Annotated in this window: 16 protein-coding genes; 7 read left to right on the top strand and 9 right to left on the bottom strand. The window is 75.9% G+C overall.

All coding sequences use genetic code 11. The features are described from left to right. Positions 1–33: 33 nt before the first annotated feature. Positions 34–1,182, top strand: a complete 1,149-nt coding sequence (locus E4P41_RS03505; protein WP_135139491.1) for an acyl-CoA dehydrogenase family protein — start codon at positions 34–36, stop codon at positions 1,180–1,182. Next, on the top strand, positions 1,179–1,982 hold the full coding sequence (locus E4P41_RS03500; protein ID WP_135139490.1) for an enoyl-CoA hydratase/isomerase family protein: 804 nt from the start codon (positions 1,179–1,181) through the stop codon (positions 1,980–1,982). The genes E4P41_RS03505 and E4P41_RS03500 overlap by 4 nt, the downstream gene beginning before the upstream one ends. Positions 1,983–2,232: 250 nt before the next feature. Here E4P41_RS03500 and E4P41_RS03495 read toward each other — a convergent pair whose 3' ends face one another. From E4P41_RS03495 to E4P41_RS03475, 5 genes are all read right to left on the bottom strand, one after another. Next, positions 2,233–3,306: an acyl-CoA dehydrogenase family protein gene (locus tag E4P41_RS03495; protein WP_135139489.1), complete on the bottom strand. Its 1,074-nt coding sequence runs from the start codon at positions 3,304–3,306 to the stop codon at positions 2,233–2,235. Next, a complete protein-coding gene (locus E4P41_RS03490) occupies positions 3,306–4,472 on the bottom strand; it encodes an acyl-CoA dehydrogenase family protein (RefSeq protein ID WP_135139488.1) in 1,167 nt (388 codons plus the stop codon). The genes E4P41_RS03495 and E4P41_RS03490 overlap by 1 nt, the downstream gene beginning before the upstream one ends. Positions 4,473–4,622: 150 nt before the next feature. Continuing rightward, a complete protein-coding gene (locus tag E4P41_RS03485) occupies positions 4,623–4,949 on the bottom strand; it encodes a hypothetical protein (protein WP_135139487.1) in 327 nt (108 codons plus the stop codon). A gap of 59 nt (positions 4,950–5,008) precedes the next feature. Further along, positions 5,009–7,282: a SpoIIE family protein phosphatase gene (locus E4P41_RS03480; protein ID WP_135139486.1), complete on the bottom strand. Its 2,274-nt coding sequence runs from the start codon at positions 7,280–7,282 to the stop codon at positions 5,009–5,011. 8 nt (positions 7,283–7,290) lie between these two features. After that, a complete protein-coding gene (locus tag E4P41_RS03475) occupies positions 7,291–8,085 on the bottom strand; it encodes an alpha/beta hydrolase (protein WP_245177080.1) in 795 nt (264 codons plus the stop codon). Between the two features lie 413 nt (positions 8,086–8,498). Here E4P41_RS03475 and E4P41_RS03470 point away from each other — a divergent pair, with 413 nt between their 5' ends. Together E4P41_RS03470 and E4P41_RS03465 are read left to right on the top strand one after the other, a co-directional pair. Next, positions 8,499–8,978, top strand: a complete 480-nt coding sequence (locus tag E4P41_RS03470; protein WP_135139485.1) for an SRPBCC family protein — start codon at positions 8,499–8,501, stop codon at positions 8,976–8,978. Between the two features lie 250 nt (positions 8,979–9,228). After that, the gene (locus E4P41_RS03465) at positions 9,229–11,538 is read left to right on the top strand and encodes an ATP-binding domain-containing protein (protein WP_135139484.1); all 2,310 of its coding nucleotides are present in this window, start codon (positions 9,229–9,231) and stop codon (positions 11,536–11,538) included. A gap of 100 nt (positions 11,539–11,638) precedes the next feature. On the opposite strand, the gene E4P41_RS03460 is transcribed toward E4P41_RS03465, so the two are convergent. The 4 genes from E4P41_RS03460 to E4P41_RS03445 all read right to left on the bottom strand — a co-directional run bounded on the left by E4P41_RS03460 (position 11,639) and on the right by E4P41_RS03445 (position 15,701). Next, positions 11,639–11,842, bottom strand: coding sequence for a hypothetical protein (locus E4P41_RS03460; protein ID WP_135139483.1), 204 nt, complete (start codon positions 11,840–11,842; stop codon positions 11,639–11,641). A 94-nt stretch (positions 11,843–11,936) separates the two neighbouring features. After that, positions 11,937–13,172 carry a cytochrome P450 gene (locus tag E4P41_RS03455; protein WP_245177079.1) on the bottom strand — a complete coding sequence of 412 codons (1,236 nt, stop codon included), beginning with the start codon at positions 13,170–13,172 and terminating at the stop codon, positions 11,937–11,939. Between the two features lie 202 nt (positions 13,173–13,374). Next, complete coding sequence (locus E4P41_RS03450) at positions 13,375–15,006, bottom strand: SIR2 family protein (RefSeq protein WP_135139481.1); 1,632 nt, start codon at positions 15,004–15,006, stop codon at positions 13,375–13,377. Positions 15,007–15,077: 71 nt separating this feature from the next. Further along, positions 15,078–15,701, bottom strand: coding sequence for a hypothetical protein (locus E4P41_RS03445; RefSeq protein ID WP_135139480.1), 624 nt, complete (start codon positions 15,699–15,701; stop codon positions 15,078–15,080). 388 nt (positions 15,702–16,089) lie between these two features. Between E4P41_RS03445 and E4P41_RS03440 the strand changes: the two genes are divergently transcribed. From E4P41_RS03440 to E4P41_RS03430, 3 genes are read left to right on the top strand one after another with little or no spacing between them, the layout of a single operon-like run. Next, entirely contained in the window at positions 16,090–16,941 is an 852-nt protein-coding gene (locus E4P41_RS03440) for a DUF1206 domain-containing protein (RefSeq protein ID WP_135139479.1), read from the top strand. Positions 16,942–16,964: 23 nt separating this feature from the next. Continuing rightward, positions 16,965–17,831: a DUF1206 domain-containing protein gene (locus tag E4P41_RS03435; RefSeq protein ID WP_135139478.1), complete on the top strand. Its 867-nt coding sequence runs from the start codon at positions 16,965–16,967 to the stop codon at positions 17,829–17,831. Continuing rightward, the gene (locus tag E4P41_RS03430; protein WP_167760905.1) at positions 17,828–19,180 is read left to right on the top strand and encodes a DUF2254 domain-containing protein; all 1,353 of its coding nucleotides are present in this window, start codon (positions 17,828–17,830) and stop codon (positions 19,178–19,180) included. Before E4P41_RS03435 ends, E4P41_RS03430 begins: the two co-directional genes overlap by 4 nt. Positions 19,181–19,208 lie beyond the last annotated feature (28 nt).

The following is a 19,208-nucleotide window of genomic DNA, read 5'->3' as shown; positions in this document are numbered from 1 at the left end:
CTCCGACCGACTTCTCGACCCAGGAGACCGACCATGGACAACGAAGACTTCGAGGCCGTCCTCGGCGCCGTCCGCACCTTCGTCCGCCGCGAGGTGGTGCCCGCCGAGGACGAGATCGAGGAGACCGACAGGATCCCCGACCGGCTCCGCAAGCAGGCCGCGGACATGGGGCTGTTCGGCTACGCGATCCCCGAGGAGCACGGCGGCATGGGCCTGTCCATGCAGGAGGAGGTCCGGCTGGCCATGGAGCTGGGCTGGACCACCCCGTCCTTCCGCTCCATGTTCGGCACCAACAACGGGATCGCCGGCCAGGTGCTGGTCAACTTCGGCACCGAGGAGCAGAAGCAGCGCTACCTCCCCCGGCTCGCGGCCGGGGAGCTCGTGGCGTCGTTCGCCCTCACCGAGCCTGAGGCCGGGTCCGACCCGAGCGGTCTGCGCACCCGGGCGGTCCGCGACGGCGACCACTACGTGGTCAACGGTCAGAAGCGGTTCATCACCAACGCACCCGACGCGGACCTGTTCATGGTCTTCGCGCGCACCGGCGAGGCCACGCAGGGCACCCAAGGGATCTCGGTCCTCGCGGTCGACGCCCGGGCCGACGGCGTCACGATCGGGCCGAAGGATGCCAAGATGGGCCAGCGCGGCGCGGTCACCGCAGAGGTCTTCTTCGACGACGTCCGGGTATCGGCCGAGGACCTCGTCGGCGGGGTCGAAGGCGCGGGGTTCGGTGCGGCGATGCGCTCGCTGGCCAAAGGGCGGCTCCACATCGCCGCGCTGTGCGTCGGGCTGGCCCAGCGGCTGGTCGACGAGAGCGTCACGTACGCCGCCACGACCAAGCAGGGTGGGCGGCCGATCGCGGAGTTCCAGCTGGTGCAGGCGATGCTGGCCGACTCGCAGACCGAGACCTACGCGGGGCGCGCCATGGTCATGGAGGCGGCGCGCACCTACGACGACGGCACGGACCAGCGGCTGGCGCCGTCGAGCTGCAAGCTCTTCTGCACCGAGATGGTGGACCGGGTTGCCGACCGCGCGGTGCAGGTGCACGGCGGCCTCGGCTACATGCGCTCGGTCCCGGTGGAGCGCTTCTACCGCGACGCCCGGCTGTTCCGCCTCTACGAGGGCACCAGCGAGGTGCAGCGGGTCATCATCGCCAGGCAACTCCTCCGGGGGGCCGCGAAGTGACCGCCGGGGCGGCCTCGTCCGAGGCCCCCGCCGTGCTCGTCGAGGAGCACCGCACCGTCCGACTGCTGCGGCTCAACCGCCCCGAGCGCCGCAACGCCCTCGATCTCGACGACCGGATCGCCTTCCTCGAGCAGCTGCGCCGCGCAGCCGACGACCCGGGCTGCCGCGCCGTCGTCCTCACCGGGGCCGGCGCGGTGTTCTCGGCCGGTGGCGACATCCGGTCGATGTCCCCGGACCCCGAGGTGGCGCACCGGCGCCTCCAGCTGGTCAACGAGATCGCCCGGCACATGGTGACCACCGCGACACCGATCGTCAGCGCGGTGGAAGGCGGCGCCTTCGGCCTCGGCCTGTCGCTGGCCTGCGCCAGCGACCTCGTCGTCGCCGGCTCCTCGGCCCGCTTCGTCGCCTCGTTCGCGAAGATCGGGCTGGTCGCCGACACCGGGCTGTTCTACACGCTCCCCCGGCGGGTGGGCGCCGGCCGCGCCCGCGAGCTGATGCTCACCGCGCGGACCGTGTCGGCGCAAGAAGCCCATCGGATCGGCCTCGTCGACGCTGTCGTCGAGGACGGCAGCGCGGTCGAACAGGCGCTGGCCATGGCGCAGGAACTCGCGGCGGCGTCGCCGGCGGCGACCGCCGGCCTCAAACGGATTCTCGCCCAGGACGACCAGTCCCTGGAGGCCGTCCTCGCCGCCGAGGAGCAGGTGCAGGTGGAGCTGCTCGCGGGACCGGACTTCGAGGAGGGCCGGGCGGCCTTCCTCGGACGCCGTCGCCCGGTCTTCCCCAGCACCAACCGCACCTGAGCGCGGCGGGGCCCGAGTCCCATGGGTGCTGCGTGCTGACGGCGATGATGCGGACGAGCCCCGCAGCGGCCTCCCTGACCGAGCTCGGAGTCCGACCCCGGACCCGTCGTGGGGCCGGCCGGTCCGCACCGCCCGGCCCCGCCGGCCCCCTTGCAGGTCCCACCGCGGCCCCGTCCCGGGCCCCGCCTCGGGCCTGCGAGAGGTGGTGAGGACGGGTCCCTCCACGGTGGAGGGCGGGTGAGGTCCTGCCTCAGACCACCCGGGTCAGAGCCGGCCAGAGGCCGTCGCCGCCCTCGGTGAGCAGCCCGACGCCGAGCACCCTCGACCAGGTCAGCTCCGACCCGGCCTCGTCCCGCCAGGACCAGCAGCGCCGGGTCAGGTGGTGCAGCTTGTGCTCCTGGGTGAACCCGATCGCGCCGTGCACCTGGTGCGCCAGCCGGGCCACGACCTCGACCGCCGCCCCCGCGCGCACCTTGGCCGCCGCCGCGGCGAGGACGACGTCCTCTCCGCGGCCCAGGGTCTGGACGGCGGCGTCGACCAGCGCGGTCACCGCGGTCACCTCGCCGGCCATCTCGGCCAGCTCCATCTGGATCGCCTGGAACTTCCCCAGCGGCCGGCCGAACTGCTGCCGCTCGCCGGCGTACTGCACCGTCCACGCCAGCACCCGCTCCAGGGCCGCGGCCAGCTGCACCGCGCGGGCCAGCGCGTACCGCGCCCGCACCTCCCCGGCCCGCGCCGGGGTCAGCAGCGCCCCGGCCGCGGGTGCGCCACCGAGCACCAGCGAGCCGCGCGGCTCCCCGGCGAGGTTGCGCGCGTCGCTGGTGGCCAGCCCCTCGGTGTCGACCAGCGCCAGGACGGCGCCCTCGATGCCCTCCGGCGCGGCGGTCAGGACGGCGACGTGCCGCGCGACTCCGGCCCAGGCGACGTCGGTCGCGGTGCCGGTGAGCGTCCACCGCCCCGGCCCGTCGCCGTCGTCCACCGGCTCGGCGGTGACCGCCCCCTCCACCGCGATCGTCAGCGGTTCCTCCGGCGAGGGGAGGTCCAGCCCGGCCGCGAGCAGCGCCGGCCCCGCGACCAGCAGCTGCTCGGCCACCGGCACGGCGGCCGCACCCGCGGCGAGGGTGCGCGCGATCGCGATCGCGTCGGCGAGCTCGCCCCCCGAGCCGCCCGCCTCCTCGGGCAGCCCGACACCGGTCAGCCCGGCCTCGGCGAGGTCGGCCCACAGCCCGGCGTCCCACGGCCTCTCCGCGGTGAGCGCGAACGGCTCGTGGCCTGCGAGGATGTCCCGGACGGTCTCGACCACCAGGTCCTGATCCGATGCCATCAGCGCAACCCCAGCCCTCGTGCCACGATCCCGCGCAGGATCTCGTTGGTCCCACCCCGCAGCGTGTAGCCCGGCGCGTGCAGCTGCGCCTCGGCCAGCGCCCGGTCCAGCGGGTCGGGCGAGTCGAGCGACGGCGTCACCTCGACGACCCGCCGGATCTCGTCCACGACGTCCCCCTCGAACGTCGTCCCGACGTCCTTGACCAGCGCGGCCGGGATGTCGGGCAGCTCGCCGCGGTCCAGTGCCGCCGCGATCCGCAGCGACAGCTGCCGGAGCGCCAGCAGCCGCGCCGAGAGCCGGCCGAGGGTGGCCAGCTGCGCGGCGTCGCCGGAGTCGGCGGCCCGGCGGCCGAACTCGGCCAGCAGCGGGTAGGTCGACAGGAACCGCTCCGGCCCGGACCGCTCGAAGGCCAGCTCCGCGGTCACCTGGTGCCAGCCGGCGCCCTCCTCGCCCAGGAGCATGTCGCCGGGGACGACGACGTCCTCGAACACCACCTCGTTGAAGTGGTGCCCGCCGTCGAGGATGCGGATCGGGTTGATGCTGATCCCCGGCAGCGACAGGTCGACCAGCAGCTGGGTCAGCCCCTGGTGCTTGCCGCGCGGCCCCTCACCGGGCGGGCCGGTGCGCACCAGCACGATGCCGTAGTGCGAGTGGTGGGCGTTCGACGTCCAGATCTTCGCGCCGTTGACCACCCAGTCCCCGTCGCCGTTGCGGGCCGCGCGGGTGCGGATCGAGGCCAGGTCGGAGCCGGAGTCCGGCTCGCTCATGCCGATGACGAAGTAGCACTCCCCCGCGGCGATCCGCGGCAGGATCTCCTGGCGCTGCACCTCGGTGCCGTAGCGCAGCAGGTTCGGCCCGGACTGCCGGTCGGCGATCCAGTGCGCCGCCACCGGCGCCCCGGCGGCCAGCAGCTCCTCGGTCACCGCGTAGCGCTCCATCGCGGAGCGCTCGTGCCCGCCGTACTCCTTCGGCCAGGTCATCCCCAGCCAGCCGCGCTCCCCGAGCTTCCGGGAGAACGCCGGGTCCACGCCGGACAACCACGTGTCGACGTGCGTGCTGAACGTGCCCGCGGCCTGCTCGGCGGCGAGGAACTCCCGCACCTGCGTGCGGACCTCCTCGGCGGCCTCGGACGGCGGCGCGGGCGCCAGGGTCAACGAGCTGCTCATGCGGTACGACTCCCCACGTCGGTGGCCGAGGTCCTGTGTCGGTTCTACAGGGCGCCGCCGGAACCGGCGCACCCGAGGGGAGCCGTGATCATGGGCTCGTTGCCCGTCCGCACGACGTGTCGCCGCGTGTCGCCGGCAACGAGCCCATGATCAACGCGGGGCGGGGTCGGGGTCGACGTCGGTCCCCTCGTCGGGATCGGGGCTCCGGGTGAGCTGGCGCAGCTCGGCGACGACGTCCCCGGCCGCCGTCGTCAGCGAGGTCACCGCGCCGGACACCAGGCGCCGTACCCCGGCGCCGTCCAGCCCGAGCAGCGAGCCGAACCCGGCGGCGACGTCCACGCCCGGGAAGGAGGACGACGTCGTCCGCGGCTGCGCCTCGGCCAGCTCCGGCGACCAGCGCATCGCATCGCCGGACATCGTGATGTCACCGGTGGCGCCGTCGATGGCGTCCGTCACCGGGTTGGGTGGACGCTCCATGGCCGCCTCCCGCGCCGCACGTGCCCTGCGCCGATGGTCGCGCGCGGGGGGCGCCTGCGCTAGGGCCGGCGGGTGATCGCCAGCAGTGCGACGTCGTCGGCGCGCACGCCGCCGGCCAGCTCGGCCAGCAGCCGGTCGCACAGCTCGTCGGGGTCGGCCGTCCCGGACCGCGCCGCGACGTCCAGGAGGGCGGTCAGGCCCCGGTCGAGGTCGGCGTCCCTGCTCTCGACCAGCCCGTCGGTGTAGAGCACCAGCGTGGCGCCCCGGGACAGCACCCCCGCCCACTCCACCGCCGGGCCGGGCGCCGGCGGCGCGCCGAGCATGCGGCTGGGCCGCACGTCGAGCAGCTCCGCTCCGCCGCGCGTCACCAGCAGCGGCGCCAGGTGCCCGGCGGAGGCGACCCGCAGCCGGCCGCTGCCCGGGTCGAGCGTGGCGAACAGCGCGGTCGCCATGCGCTGCAGGCTCAGCAGCGACCACCCCGCCTGCAGCCGGTCGATGACCGCGCTGGGCGGTGGCCGGTCGGCCAGCAGCGCCCGGTAGACGCTGCGCAGCTGGCCCATCACCGCCGCGGCCGTGACGTCGTGGCCGACGACGTCCCCCACCGCGAGCGCCACCTGGTCGCCCGGCAGCGGGACGACGTCGTAGAAGTCGCCGCCGACGTCGGCACCGCGACTGGCCGGCAGGTACCGGACGGCGGCGGCCAGCCCGGCCACCGGTGGCGGGGCCGGCGGTAGCAGGTTGGCCTGCAACGTGTGCGACGTCCGCGTCTCCAGCTCCAGGCGCTGTCCCTTCTCCACCACCTGCGACAGCTGCAGCGCCAGCTGCTCGGCGACCTCGACGTCGGCCGCGGTGAGCGGCCCGCGCCGACGGTCGCTGCCGAGGGTGAGGACGCCGAGGATGCGCCCGTCGGCCACGAGCGGCACGCACACCATGTCGACCAGCTCGAGGGCGCGGCCGACCTCCAGGTGCCGCGCATCGGCGGTGATCTCGGCCAGCCAGTCGTCGGTCACCTGGCGGATCCACACCGTCCGGCCGAGCTCCACCGCCTGCACCGCCGGGTGGGAGGCAGCCAGGTGCGAGAGGTTCCGGTCGCCCAGCTCGTCGAGCAGCGGTTGGCGCGCCGGGTCGCCGTGCCGGGCAGCGTGCCGGCTGGTGCCGTGCTCGCCGGTCAGGTCGACGACGCAGACGTCGCCCAGCCGCGGCACCGCCAGCTCGGCCAGCCGCTCGGCGGTCTGCCCGACGTCGCCGGCCGAGGCCATCAGCCGTGCCGCGTCGAGCAGGAACGCCGAGCGCTCCGCGTGCCGCACGGTCTCCTCGTGGAGACGCACCCGCTCCAGTGCCTGGCCGGCCTGTCGCCCGACGGTCGCCAGCAGGTCGGCGTCGGCCCGGGCGAGCGTGCCGCGCTCCCCGGGCGGGGTGAGGTCGATCAGACCGCTGTCCCCCACCACCCCGAGCAGCAGGACCAGCGCGCCCAGGTGCCGGCTGTCGGCGTCCACCGGGACGACGACCAGCGCCTCCTGCCCGGTGTCCGCCATCGCGGCGGCCAGGCCGGGCCACACCGCCCGGAGCCCGGCCCCCAGCGGCACGACGTGCACTCCGCCGTCGCGCACCAGCTCCGCGCCGCCGAGGGCCGCCGACTCCATCGCCTCCAGCAGGTCCGACGGGATCCCGTCCGCGGCGACCAGCTGGATCGGCGGCACCGACGGCTCCGGCCGCGCCGTCCCCCGCCGCTCGGTCGCCAGCCACAACGCCGCACCGCTGGCGCGGACGGCCTCCCGGCTCCGGCGGACGATCACCTCGGCCACGTCGCGCGCCGAGGTCGCCGCCGACACCTCCGACACCACCTCCTGCAGCGTCCTCGCCCGGACCTCGGACTCCGCGGCCGCGCGCTGCGCGGCCAGCAGCGCGCGCTCGTAGCGGCGCCGGGACGTCGCCTCGAACGCCGTCGCCCGCACCAGCAGCGGCGCCCCGTCGGCGTCGCGCACCTCGACCGCGTTGAGCAGGCACGGCAGCAGCGACCCGTCGGCCCGGACGACGTCGAGCGCGGCCTCCCGCACCATCCCCTGCATCCGCAGCAGCGGCGCCAGGTGGGTCTCGTAGAACACCCGCCCGCCGATGCTGAGCAGCTCCTGGAACCGCACGCCGAGCAGCTCGCCGAGCGGCCGGCCGGTCCACTCGCAGAAGGTGCGGTTGGCCTTGACCACCTGCCCGTCGGGCAGCGCGGAGAAGTAGCCGCACGGGGCGTTCTCGTACAGGTCGGCCGGGTCCTCCTCGAGGAGCCGGCGCAGGCCCGCGGGACCCTCCCGCCGATCCGGTCGCCGCTGCTCCCCCATCGCCGCTCCTACCCGAGGAAGTCCCGGATCGCGGCGGTCGTCTCCTCGGGTGCCGACAGGTGCGGGCAGTGCCCGGTCGCCGTCAACAGGGTGAAGACGCTGCCGGCCACCTGCGCGTGCACGTAGCGGCCCACCACCTCGGGGGCGATCGCGTCGGCGCGGCACTGCAGGACCAGCGTGGGCACCCGCACGCCCGGCAGGTCGGCGCGGTTGTCCGAGAGGAACGTGACGCGGGCGAACTGCCGGGCGACGTCCGGGTCGGTGCGGCAGAAGCTGTCGGTCAGCTCGGCGGTCAGCTCCGGCCGGTCGGGGCTGCCCATGACCACCGGAGCCATCGCCGCCGACCAGCCCACGTGGTTGCTGTCGAGCGACTCCAGCAGCGCGGCGACGTCCTCCCGCGAGAAACCGCCGGTGTAGCCGTCGTCGTCGACGTAGCGGGGGCTGGGCCCGACCATCACCAGCGCGCCGAACAGCCCCGGCGCCCGCGCCGCGGCCAGGACGCCGATCATCGCGCTCACCGAGTGCCCGACGAAGACGACGTCGTCGAGCGCCAGCTCCCGGCAGATCTCGACGACGTCGGCGGCGTAGCCGTCCAGCGAGCCGTACTTTCCCGGGTCGTAGGCCGACAGGTCCGACCGGCCCGAGCCGACGTGGTCGAAGAGGACGACGCGGTGGTCGACGGCGAACGCCGGGGCGACGAGGCGCCACATCTCCTGGGCGCACCCGAAGCCGTGGGCGAAGACCATCGGCCGCCCGTCGGCGACCCCGCGCACGCGGACCCGGTTCCGGGCGATCACGCTCACCGGGCGAACGTAACGGCCCGGGCACCCTTCTGTCCCCCCTCGCCACGCGGGGTCGCCGCACCGGCCGCGGGCAGCCGCCGTCCCGGCCGGACAGGGACCGAGAGCCCTGTCGCCCGGGACGCCGCCGTCCCTACGCTCCCCGGCATCCCGGACCGATCCGACCTGCAGCGAGGTGCTCCATGCCCGCCGCCACGGCCCTGCGCCGCCGTCCCGCCTACGCGATCCCTCCGTCCCCCTCACGCCGCCTGCCGGCCCCGGGTCGCGCGCGGTCGCCTCGCAGCGCGGCTGCACCAGCTGGCGCGGCGGGAGCTGCGACTGCTAGCCGAGCTGACCGCCTGGGCGCCTGGGTGCCTGGGCGCCTGGGCGCCTGGGCGCCGACCATCCCTCCAGGAGGGTCCGTAGGGTTGTGCCACATGGCCGAGGACGCGACCACGACGACGGTCACCGTGCCGGGCTCGCCGGAGCAGGCCCTCGCCGTCTTCTTCGACCGCTTCGCCGAGTGGTGGCCACGGGAGTTCAGCTGGTCCCAGGACGTGCTGGAGTCCGTGGCGCTCGACGCGCGCCCCGGTGGGCGGGCGTCGGAGTACGGCCCGGACGGCTTCCGGATCGACTGGGGAACCCTGCGCGAGGTGGACCGTCCGCGCCGGGCGCTGTTCACCTGGCAGATCAGCCCGCGCCGCGAGCCGGTGCCCGACCCCGGCCGCGCCAGCGAGGTCGAGGTCCGCTTCGAGCGGGTCGAGGACGGACGCACCCGGGTAGCGGTCGAGCACCGCGCGTTCCGCCGGCACGGCGAGGGTGCCGGTGACTACCGCCGGATGATGGCCGAGCAGGGGTGGCCGTTCGCTCTCGACCGCTACGCCCGGCTGCTCGAGCGGGACGGCGCCCTTTCCTGACCCCGGCGACGATGCCCGCGATACTCCCCTGGCCAATGGCTGCCGTGAATGGTCACTGCGGGGGTGATTGTGCGCTCCTCGTGGTCTCGGCCCTGAGACCACGATAAGTGCACAACCCCGGCGCTCACGAACCCGGCTCCACCGGCTGAGTCCGCGACGGGCCGGACGGCTGACCGGCCCCGGGAATGCGCGGGCACCATGGGCGTTCGTCCGTTTCCCCAGGACGAGTGCCGGAGGAAGAGACCGCGCAGTGTCGACGACGCAGCACGATGCCGTACCCCACCCCGAGATCGACGCCGAGCAGCAGTACGTCAAGGAGCTCTACGGCCGGCTCGACGCCGCCCGCGACCTGGCCGAGCAGCGGTTGCGGCAGGCCATCGCGTGGCCCGCCGTCGACCCGCAAGCCCTGCAGGAGCGCGACGCCACGGTTCGGTTCCAGACCGAGCGGGTCACCGCCCTGGACGCCGCCGAGGCGGGCCTCTGCGTCGGCCGCATCGACCGCACCGGCGACGGCCCGCTCTACATCGGCCGGATCGGGCTGGCCGCCGACGACGCCGGTGGCGACCCCGCCCTGGTCGACTGGCGCGCGCCGGCCGCGCGTCCCTTCTACACCGCCACCCCGGTGCACCCGCTGGGCGTGGCGCGCCGCCGGCACATCCGCACCCGTGGGCGCACCGTCGTCCGGCTGGACGACGAGGTGCTGACCGACGGGGTCGCCGGGTCCGGCCTCACCGGCGAGGCCGCGCTCATGGCCGCCCTCGACACCGCCCGCACCGGCCGGATGACCGACATCGTCCGCACCATCCAGGCCGAGCAGGACCGCATCATCCGCGCCGACGACCGCGGCGTCCTCGTCGTCCAGGGCGGGCCGGGCACCGGCAAGACGGCCGTCGCGCTGCACCGCGCGGCCTACCTGCTCTACACCCACCGCGAGCGGCTGGCCCGCCGCGGCCTGCTCGTCGTCGGCCCCACCCCGACGTTCCTGCGCTACATCGCCGACGTGCTGCCCTCGCTCGGCGAGACCGGCGTGCTGCTGGCCGGCCTGGGCCAGCTGCGGCCGGGCCTCGACGCCCGCGGGGTCGAGTCGCCGGAGGCCGCCGGGGTCAAGGGCCGGCTGGAGATGGTCGAGGTGCTCGAGCGCGCCGTCGCCGGCCGGCAGGTCGTGCCCGACGCGCCACGCGAGGTGACCGTCGACGGCTTCGCCCTGCGGCTGCGGCCGGTCGACGTGCGGCGCGCGCAGGCCGCCGCGCGCAGGGCCGAGCGGCTGCACAACCTGGCCCGACCGGTGTTCGCCCGCCGCGTCGTCGACCTGCTGACCCGGCGCTACGCCGAACGCATCGGCACCGGCATCGACGCGGCCGACCTCCTCGACCGGGAGGACGTCGCCGCGCTGCGCCGCGAGGTCGCCGAGGAGCCCGCCGTCCGGCTGCTGGTCGACGACCTGTGGCCGGTGCTGACCCCCGAGCGGCTGCTCACCGACCTGTTCGCCGACCCCGCCCGGATCGCCGCCGCCACCCCCGGGTGGGACGACGCCGACCGCGCGCTGCTGCACCGTCCGCGGGGGTCGGCCATGTCCTCGGAGCAGTGGACGCCGGCCGACGTCCCGCTGCTGGAGGAGGCCGAGGAGCTGCTCGGCTTCGACGACAGCGCGCAGCGGGCCCGCGCCGAGCGGGACCGCCGCCGGCGGCTGGCCGAGGCCCAGGAGACCCTCGACGTGCTGCACGGCTCGCGCTCCATCGACCTCGAGGACGAGCACCTGGAGGCCGAGGTCCTGAGCGCGGGCGACCTGATCAGCGCCGAGGAGCTGGCCGACCGGCAGCGGGCGGTCGACACCCGCAGCACCGCCGAGCGGGCCGCCGCCGACCGCACCTGGACCTTCGGCCACGTCGTCGTCGACGAGGCCCAGGAGCTCTCCCCCATGGCCTGGCGGCTGCTGGTGCGCCGCTGCCCCACCCGGTCGATGACCGCGGTCGGCGACCTCGCGCAGACCGGCACCCTGGCCGGTGCCGCCGCCTGGGACGAGACGCTGCGCCCGCACGTCGGCGACGCGTGGCGGCTCGAGGAGCTCACCGTCAACTACCGGACGCCGGCCGAGATCATGGCCGTCGCCGCCGACGTCCTCGCCGCGGGCGGCACCGGGGCCGGCGCGCCCCGCTCGGTCCGGCCGGGCACCGCCGCGCCGTGGGCGGAGGTGACCGGCGAGGCCCGGCTGGCCGACCGGGTCGCCGAGGTCACCGCGGAGTGGGCGGTGGAGGAGGGCACCACCGCCGTGGTCGCGCCGGCCAGCCGGGTCGCCGAGCTCGCGGCCGCGGTCTCCTCGCAGCTGGGCGGCGTCTCGTCCGGCCCCGACGCCGACTCCTCCCTGGGCCCGGTGGTCCTCGCCCCGGCCGAGGCCAAGGGGCTGGAGTTCGACGCGGTGCTCGTCGTCGATCCGCGGCGGGTCCTCGACGAGGGGGTGCGCGGGCACAACGACCTCTACGTCGCGCTCACCCGGGCCACCCAGCGGCTCGGCGTCCTCTCCCCCGGCGCGCTGCCCGCGGAGCTCGCCCGCCTGTCCTGAGGAAGGACCCCCTACCTCCTCCGGCCCCGTCCCGAGGCTCGCCCCGAGCCTGCGAGAGGTGAGGAGGACGGGGTCCTTCTGCCTGCAGGAGGGTCCTTCCTCAGCGGCGCGGCGAGGTGGGGCGGCGGCGGCCCTGCGCCTCGACGGCCACGGCGGCCGCGGCGGCCACGACCAGCAGGAGAGCGCCGTAACCCACGACGCCGACGCCGCCCATCGAACCCCGGTCGAACTCGGCCCAGACCACGCCGACGACCAGCGTCAGCAGACCGACGACACCCATCAGCGGCACGAGCCACCTGCCCATGCATCCCCCCATCCCCGGGCTGCGATGACACCACGCGGTACCGACGACCGCCGTCGTCCCCGGCGCGCCCACGACGGAGCGCGACCGGCCCGGTTCAGTCGGTGCCGCGCACCCGCAGCACCACGCCGCTGACGGGTTTGGCCGGGATGCGCCGCAGCGAGATCGACAGGTCCTGCTCCGGGACGTCGGCCTGCAGGCGGGCCAGCCGGATGGAGAGCGCCGCCAGGACGGCGACGACGATCTGCTCGCCCGGACAGCGGTGGTTGGTGCGCGGGTCGCCCGCGCCCTGCGGCACCAGCTCGAAGGCGCCGATCTCGCGGTCGAGGAAGCGCTCCGGCCGGAAGCTGTAGGGGTCGCCCCACAGGTCGGGGTCGTGGTTCTGGCCGTAGAGGTCGAGGAGCACCATCGCGCCGGCCGGCACCCGTTCGCCGTCCCACTCCACCGCGCGCGGCGCCCGGCCACCGATGAACGGCGCGAAGGGGTAGAAGCGGCACACCTCGTGCGCCCAGGCCTCGGCGAACCCGGGGACGCCGGCGGCCAGCCGCTCGCAGTACCGCGGCCACCGGACGAGCGCGTGCCCGGAGAAGGCGAGGAACCAGCTGATCGCCGCGGTCGGCCGGATGACGTTGATCACCTCCACCGCGGCGGTGCGCGGGTCGAGCCGCTCCCCGTCGGCGTCGCGGTGCCGCGCGACCGCGTCGACCACCGAGCTCCCGGACACCGTGGTGGCACCGCTGCGCACGTCCTCCACCAGCCGCGCCAGCCACGCCTCACGGCGGCCGCGGGCCCGCCGGGCGCGCCAGTGCCGCGGCCCGGCGGTGGCGAAGCCGTCGACCATCGCGGTCAGGTCGCGGGCGAGCGAGGGCACCTCGTCGTCGGTCACCGGGACGCCGGCCCAGTCGCAGATCGCGCGGGTGATGACCTCGGCCGCCTCGTCGAACAGGACGATCCGCTCCCGGCCGGCCCAGCCCGGCACCGCGGCGTCCCAGGCGGCGGTGGCCCGCTCGACCAGCGCCGTGATCCGGGCGTCGTCCATGAGCAGGGACACGAACATCGCCTTGCGCACCCGGTGCTGCTGCCCGTCGAGGGTGTGCACCGCGCCCTTGCCGAACAGGGTCCCCCGCACCGGCTCGGGGATGGCGTGCGAGCGGCGCACGTGGTCCTCGTCGTAGAGGAAGCGGGCGGCGTCGGGACCCTCGATCCCCAGCGCCGGCATGCCCCCGAGCCGGACGGCGACGGTGCGCCGGCCGCGCGCCCGCCGGGCGTCGGGGAGCCAGCCGTAGCCCCTGGCGAGGAGGAGGGCACTGTTCTCGAGACGGGGTCGACGCACGAGGGGACCGGTGCCCAGGCCACCAGCTCCGCACACCACCGGCTCACGTGAGACGGCGGCCCCTCTGCAGGGTCCCGCCGCGGGCCTGGTGACGTACTGGAACGGCCGCCTTCCAGCAGAAGGACCCCCTCCTCCCACCGCTCGCACGCTCGCGGCGGTGCCCCTGGAGGGGGCCGGGCGTGGGGGGAAGGGTAGTCCTCTCTCACCCGGGGCGTTGCTGCTGCAGGCGGTCGTCGTTCGGCGTGCTGGCCTGGTCCGCCGGCGTCCGCTCGCGCGTCGCGCGACCCTGCGAGCCCAGCCGGCGCAGCAGCGCGGCCACCTCGCCGGTCGCCGACGCCGTCGCCCCTCCGGGCACGGCGCGCTCCACCTGCTGCAGCGCCCCGGCCAGCGCCCGCTCCTCCTCGTCGAGCATCCCGGAGTAGGCCGGGTCGAGCAGGTAGCCGGTCGGCGGGGTGGACAGGCACCCGATGAGGTCGAGCAGCACCTCCAGCAGGCGGGCCGCCTCGGCCGGCGGGGTGTCGGCCGGAGCCATCGCCACCGTCTGCACGTCCTGCTCCCAGAGCCGGGCGCGGGCCGGGTCCTCCCGCAGCGCCAGGACGGTGCCGCTGCGCCGGCGCGACGCCGCGCCCGGGGCCTGGATCGCGCTGCGCACCTGGTGGGCGATGCGGATCAGGTCGTCGTCCTGCAGCGAGGTGCCGACGAAGAGGACGTGCCGGGTGAGCAGCAGGGAGTGCAGCACCCCGGCCAGCGCCGCGCGGGAGTCGCCGAGCTGCAGGTACTCCTCGCGGGTCAGCACGACGCTCGCCGGATGGGCGGCGTCCCCGTGCAGCTTGAGCAGCCACGGCCGGCCCGGCTCCGCGTCGTCGAACGGGAGCACCGACAGGTCGCGGCCGATGTCGGCGGCGACGAGCTCGACCAGCGGGTCGTAGTTGGTGGTGACGAACTCCTGCACCGGCAGGTCGGCGATCAGCGCGTGCGCCAGCGCGTACTGCCCCGGCCCGAACCGCTCCCCGACGAAGCCCTCCACCTCCTCGCGGCCGAGCTCGCGGGCCAGCAGGGCGGCGGCGTCCTGGGCCGGCAGCCGGGACAGCCCCGTGCGCAGCGCCTCGTCCAGTCCGGCCCGCTCGGCCAGCTCGTCGAGCAACTGCTCCCAGGTGGGCAGCCCGGCGGCGGCGCTCACCCCGGCGCCGACGAACGCGGCCAGCTGCCCGCGGCGGGCCCGCTCGCCGAGATCCTCGGCGAGCTCCCGCAGGTGCCCGGGCAGGTCCCAGCTGTCCGGCTCGGCCCGGCGCACCCGCTGCGCCGCGGCCAGGTCGCTCGGCCCGCGCAGCACGAGCGCGACGTCGAGGCCGTGCGCGGCCGCGCACTCGCGCAGCACGGGCAGCAGCTGCTGCAGCAGCGTCCCGCGCAGCCCGGCGGCCCCGCCCCAGCCGGTGCCGAGGGCCGGCAGCGCGACCAGCCGGCGGGCCCGCCCGTGCACGGGCGCGGAAACCTCCTGCCGCGCGACGGCGGCGAGCGCCTCGCGCGCCCCGTCGACGATCCAGCGCAGCGCGTCGTCGGGGTCGCCCTCCCCGTCGTCGACGGTGTCGACCAGCCACAGCCGCTGCTGCGCCCGGCCGTCCGCCCGCCCGCCGGACACCTCGAGCACCCGCTCGCTGTCGCGCCAGACCAGGTCCAGGCAGAGGCCGTGGGAGTCCTCGCTGGCCACGAGGTCGTCCGGCAGCAGCCGGCGCCATCCGGGGGTGACGCGCAGGGACCGGTCGGTGGGCACCAGGACGTCGTCGCAGACCAGCCGCCGGAGGTCGGCCCCGACGACGAACACGTGTCCGCTCACGGACACGGGGTGCCCCGTCCGGTCGGCGGCGAACCGGTACGGGATCGGCCGCTATCCGCGGCGGCCGGGGCTCAGCGCGGCACGCCGCAGCCGCCGGCGCCGCACGCACAGCCGGCACAGGCCGCCGGGCGGGCCGGGGCGGGCCGGGTGGCGATGGCGCGCAGGCTGGCGGATCCGACGAGCAGGACGACACCGAGCAGGCCGAGGCCGAGGGCTCCGACGACCGTGGCGCCGTCGGCGGCGCGGTCCCAGCCGGCGACCAGGCCGGTCGTGGCCAGCAGGCCGGTGACCAGCGTCCACCAGACCAGTGCGGCCTGGCCGCTGCGGCGCACCGCCCCGCCGCGGCCGAGGAGCGCCAGCGCCCCGACGAGCAGCCCGGCCGGCACGGCCACCAGCAGCACCCGGCTCGCGGCGCCCGCGGGCCCCAGCGCGACCGCGACCGCGACCGCACCGACGACGAGCGCCGCGACACCCGCGACCCGGCCGCGACCGGAGGCGGCCAGCACCGCGCCGCGCCCCGCGGTCAGCACACCGGCCACGCCGAGCAGCAGCCGGGCGCCGCCGGCCTCCCAGAACACCGCGACCACGGCGACGACCAGCAGCGCGACGCCGCCGGCCAGCCACCGGGGCCAGGCCCGGCGGGCCTGCTCCGGGCTCGTCCGCTCCACCGCCGCCGCCGCTGCACCACTCGCCACGGCTGTCAGTGTCCCCCACCGGCGGACGGCGACCGCGGCCCGGCGCGGCCCGGCCACGGCGGTCCGGCGAGAGCCGTGTCACGCCGCCCGCGCCGCCGTGGCACAGCGGCCGGCGGAGCGGGGAGCGGCGTGACGACCGAGGCGGAGCACGTGGAGGGGACGTCGTCACGGATGGCGCATCCGGCCGCGCACAACACGGCGCTGCGCTCGGTGGCCCGGGGCTGCTGTGGTTGCCTCCACGCCCGAGCGGAGTCGCTCGGTGACGGTTTCCGCGCTCGAGCGACTCCGCCTCAGCGGCTGACCGGCGCTCCGTCGCCTGTCGGCCGGACCCGCGCTGTGCCACGCTGACCAGTCGCACGGTGCCGTGCGGACGTGGGAGGAGCGAGCCATGGGCGGGCGCGGGACGATCGGTCAGGCCGCGGGAGCCGCGGGCCGGGCGGGTGACAGCGACACCCTGGAGCACCTGGCCCGGGTCGGCCTGGTGGCCTACGGCGTGGTGCACCTGCTGATCACCTGGCTGGCCGTCCAGCTGGCCTGGGGCGTCGGCGGCAGTGCGCCGCAGGCCGACCAGGGCGGCGCGCTCGCCACCCTGGCCCAGCAGCCGTTCGGAGCGGTGCTCCTGTGGGTGGTCGCGGCCGGGATGGTCGCGCTGGCCGTGTGGCAGGCGGCCGAGGTGCTGCGCTGGCGCAGCGGCCTGTCCGCGTCCGGGGACGCGCGGAAGAAGGCGGTCGTCACGGTCGTCAAGTCGGTGGCCAAGGCCGTCGTCTACGCGGTGCTCGCGGCGCTGGCGGTCCGGTACGCCACCGGCGGGGGGCAGTCCGGTGGCCAGCAGCAGCAGGCCGCCGCCGGCATCTTCGGCTGGCCCGCCGGGCGGTGGCTGGTGGGGTTGATCGGTCTGGCCATCGTCGGCATCGGCGTGTACCTGGTGCACAAGGGCGTCGCCAAGCGGTTCCTCGAGGAGATCGACCTCCGCGAGGCCCCGCCGGAGGCCACCCGCCTGGTCACCCGCCTCGGGCAGGCCGGCTACCCAGCCAAGGGGGTCGCGTTCGGCCTGGTGGGGGTGCTGCTGGTGTGGGCGGCGGTCACCGTCGACCCGGCCGCGGCCAGCGGCCTGGACGGCGCCCTGCGCAGTCTCCTGGCCGTGCCCTTCGGCCAGGTGCTGCTCACCGTCGTCGCCATCGGCATCGCCGCGTTCGGCGCCTTCTGCCTGGTCCGGGCCCGCTACCCCGAGCGGACCTGAGCTCCGTCCCGCACGATCGTCCGGTGCCGACCGCCCGCCCGCTGCTCGACCGCGTCCACCGGTTGGTCGAGCACGCCCGCGAGGTCACCGACCACCCGGTGCTCGAGGCGGTCGCCCGCGTGGGCCTGGTCGCCTACGGCGTCCTGCACCTGCTCATCGGCTGGCTGGCGGTGCAGCTGGCCCTGGGCAGCACCCACACCGACGCCGACCAGACGGGCGCCCTGCAGACGGTCGCCGCCACCCCCGGCGGGACGGCGCTGCTCTGGCTGATCGGCGTAGGCCTGTTCTCCCTGGCGCTGTGGCAGGCCGGCGAGGTGCTGCTGTGGTGGCACGGGCTCCTCGACCCGCAGCACCGCTGGCGGACGGCGTTCGTCTGCGCGAGGTGCCTGGCCAAGGCCGCCGTCTACGCCGTTCTCGGGTTCACCGGACTGCTGTTCGCCTTCGGTCTGGAGTACGAGGCCGACGAGCGGTTGCGCGAGCTCACCGGCGAGACGCTGGGCATCCCCGGCGGGGCCGCGCTGGTCCTCACCGTGGCGGTCGGCGTGGTCGCCGTAGGTGTCTACACCTTGGTCCGCGGATTGACCGGAGGCTTCATGAAGGACATCGACCTGCCCGCGGCTCCCGACCGCTGGGAGCCGCTGATCGAGGCCCTGGGGCGCGTCGGGTACATGGCCAAGGGCATAGCGTTCGGCCTGGTCGGGGTGCTGCTGTGGCGGGCGGCCACGACCGCCGACGTCTCCACCGCCACCGGCCTGGACGGCGCGCTGACCGCGATCGCCTCGGTCAGCGCGGGGCCCTGGCTGCTGGGCGCGGTAGCCGCCGGGTTCGCCGCGTTCGGCGTGTACGCGCTGGCCCGCGCCCGCTACCCCGACCGGGACCCGTCGTCGTGACACCGCGGGGCGGTGCCTGGTCGAGGCTCCGCGATTCCTTCACGGGCGCGCTCTGGCCGCTGCCGACCGCGCTCATCGTGCTCGCGTTCGCCCTGGGGCTCGTGCTGCCGATCTTCGACGAGATCCTCAACACCGGGGAGGAGCCGCTGGCCCTGGTGTTCGAGGGCGGGCCGTCGGCCGCCCGCGGCATCCTCTCGACGATCGCCGGGTCGATCATCTCGGTCACCACGCTGCTGTTCTCGCTCACGATCGTGACGCTGCAGCTGGCCAGCAGCCAGTACAGCCCCCGGCTGCTGCAGACCTTCGTCCGCGACCGCGTCGTGCAGGTCTGCCTCGGCGTGCTGCTGGCCACGTTCGTGTACGCGCTGGTGGTGCTGCGCAGCGTGCGGTCGGCGGACGAGTCGGGCGAGTCGGCGTTCGTCCCCCGCCTGTCGGTGACCGTCGGGTTCCTGTTCGCCCTCGCCTCGGTCGCGGCGCTGGTGACGTTCCTCGCCCACCAGACCCGGCAGCTGCGCGTCGAGACGATGATGCGTCAGGTCCATGCCGAGTCCACCGACACCATCGAGCGGCTGGCGACCCAGCTGCAGGCCGACGAGCAGCCCGACGGGCCGCTGTCGGCCGTGCCCGCGCACGCCCGGCCGCTGTGTGCCCGCGCCAGTGGCTTCCTGGTGCGGACCGACGAGGGTCCGCTGCTGGAGGCGCTGTCCGGGTGCGGGGCGGTGCTGCGCCTGGACCGCCGTCCGGGCGAGTCGGTGGTCGAGGGCACGCCGCTGGCCTGGGTGTGGAGCGACGGCGGGACCGTCGAACCGCCCGTCGGGGATCTGGAGGCCGCGCTGCAGCGGCACGTGGCGCTCTCCTTCGAGCGGTCGCCGGCGGCCGACCCCAGCTACGGGCTGCGCAAACTGGTCGACATCGCCGCCCGCGCGCTCTCCCCGGGCATCAACGACCCGACGACCGCCGTCCACGCCCTCTCGCACATCTCGGCGCTCATGGGGCGGCTGAGCAGCCGGGAGACCTGGCACCGGCGGGTGGCCGCCGACGACGGCGTCCACCGGCTGCTCCTGCCGTCGTGGGACCACGCCGCGCTGCTGGACCTCTCGGTCACCCAGATCCGCAGCTACGGCCGGCAGGACACCACCATCGTCGAGCGGCTGTTCGCCGTGCTCGCCGAGGCCGGCTGGCAGGCGCGCACGGAGCGGCAGCGGCAGGCCGTGCTGAAGCACTGCGCGGCGCTGACCGCCCAGTCCCTCGAGGAGCTCCCCGCCGGGCGCACCGAGCAGGACGTGCGGCGGCTGGCCGAGGCCGTCGAGCGGGCACTGGCCGGCCGTTGGGAGCCGCTGCAGACCTGAGCGGGCGAAGGGTTCGGCGAGCGGCCCC

The sequence above is a fragment of the Geodermatophilus sp. DF01-2 genome, assembly GCF_004571065.1.
Taxonomy (GTDB): domain Bacteria; phylum Actinomycetota; class Actinomycetes; order Mycobacteriales; family Geodermatophilaceae; genus Geodermatophilus.
This window is presented reverse-complemented; position numbering and strand designations above follow the sequence as displayed.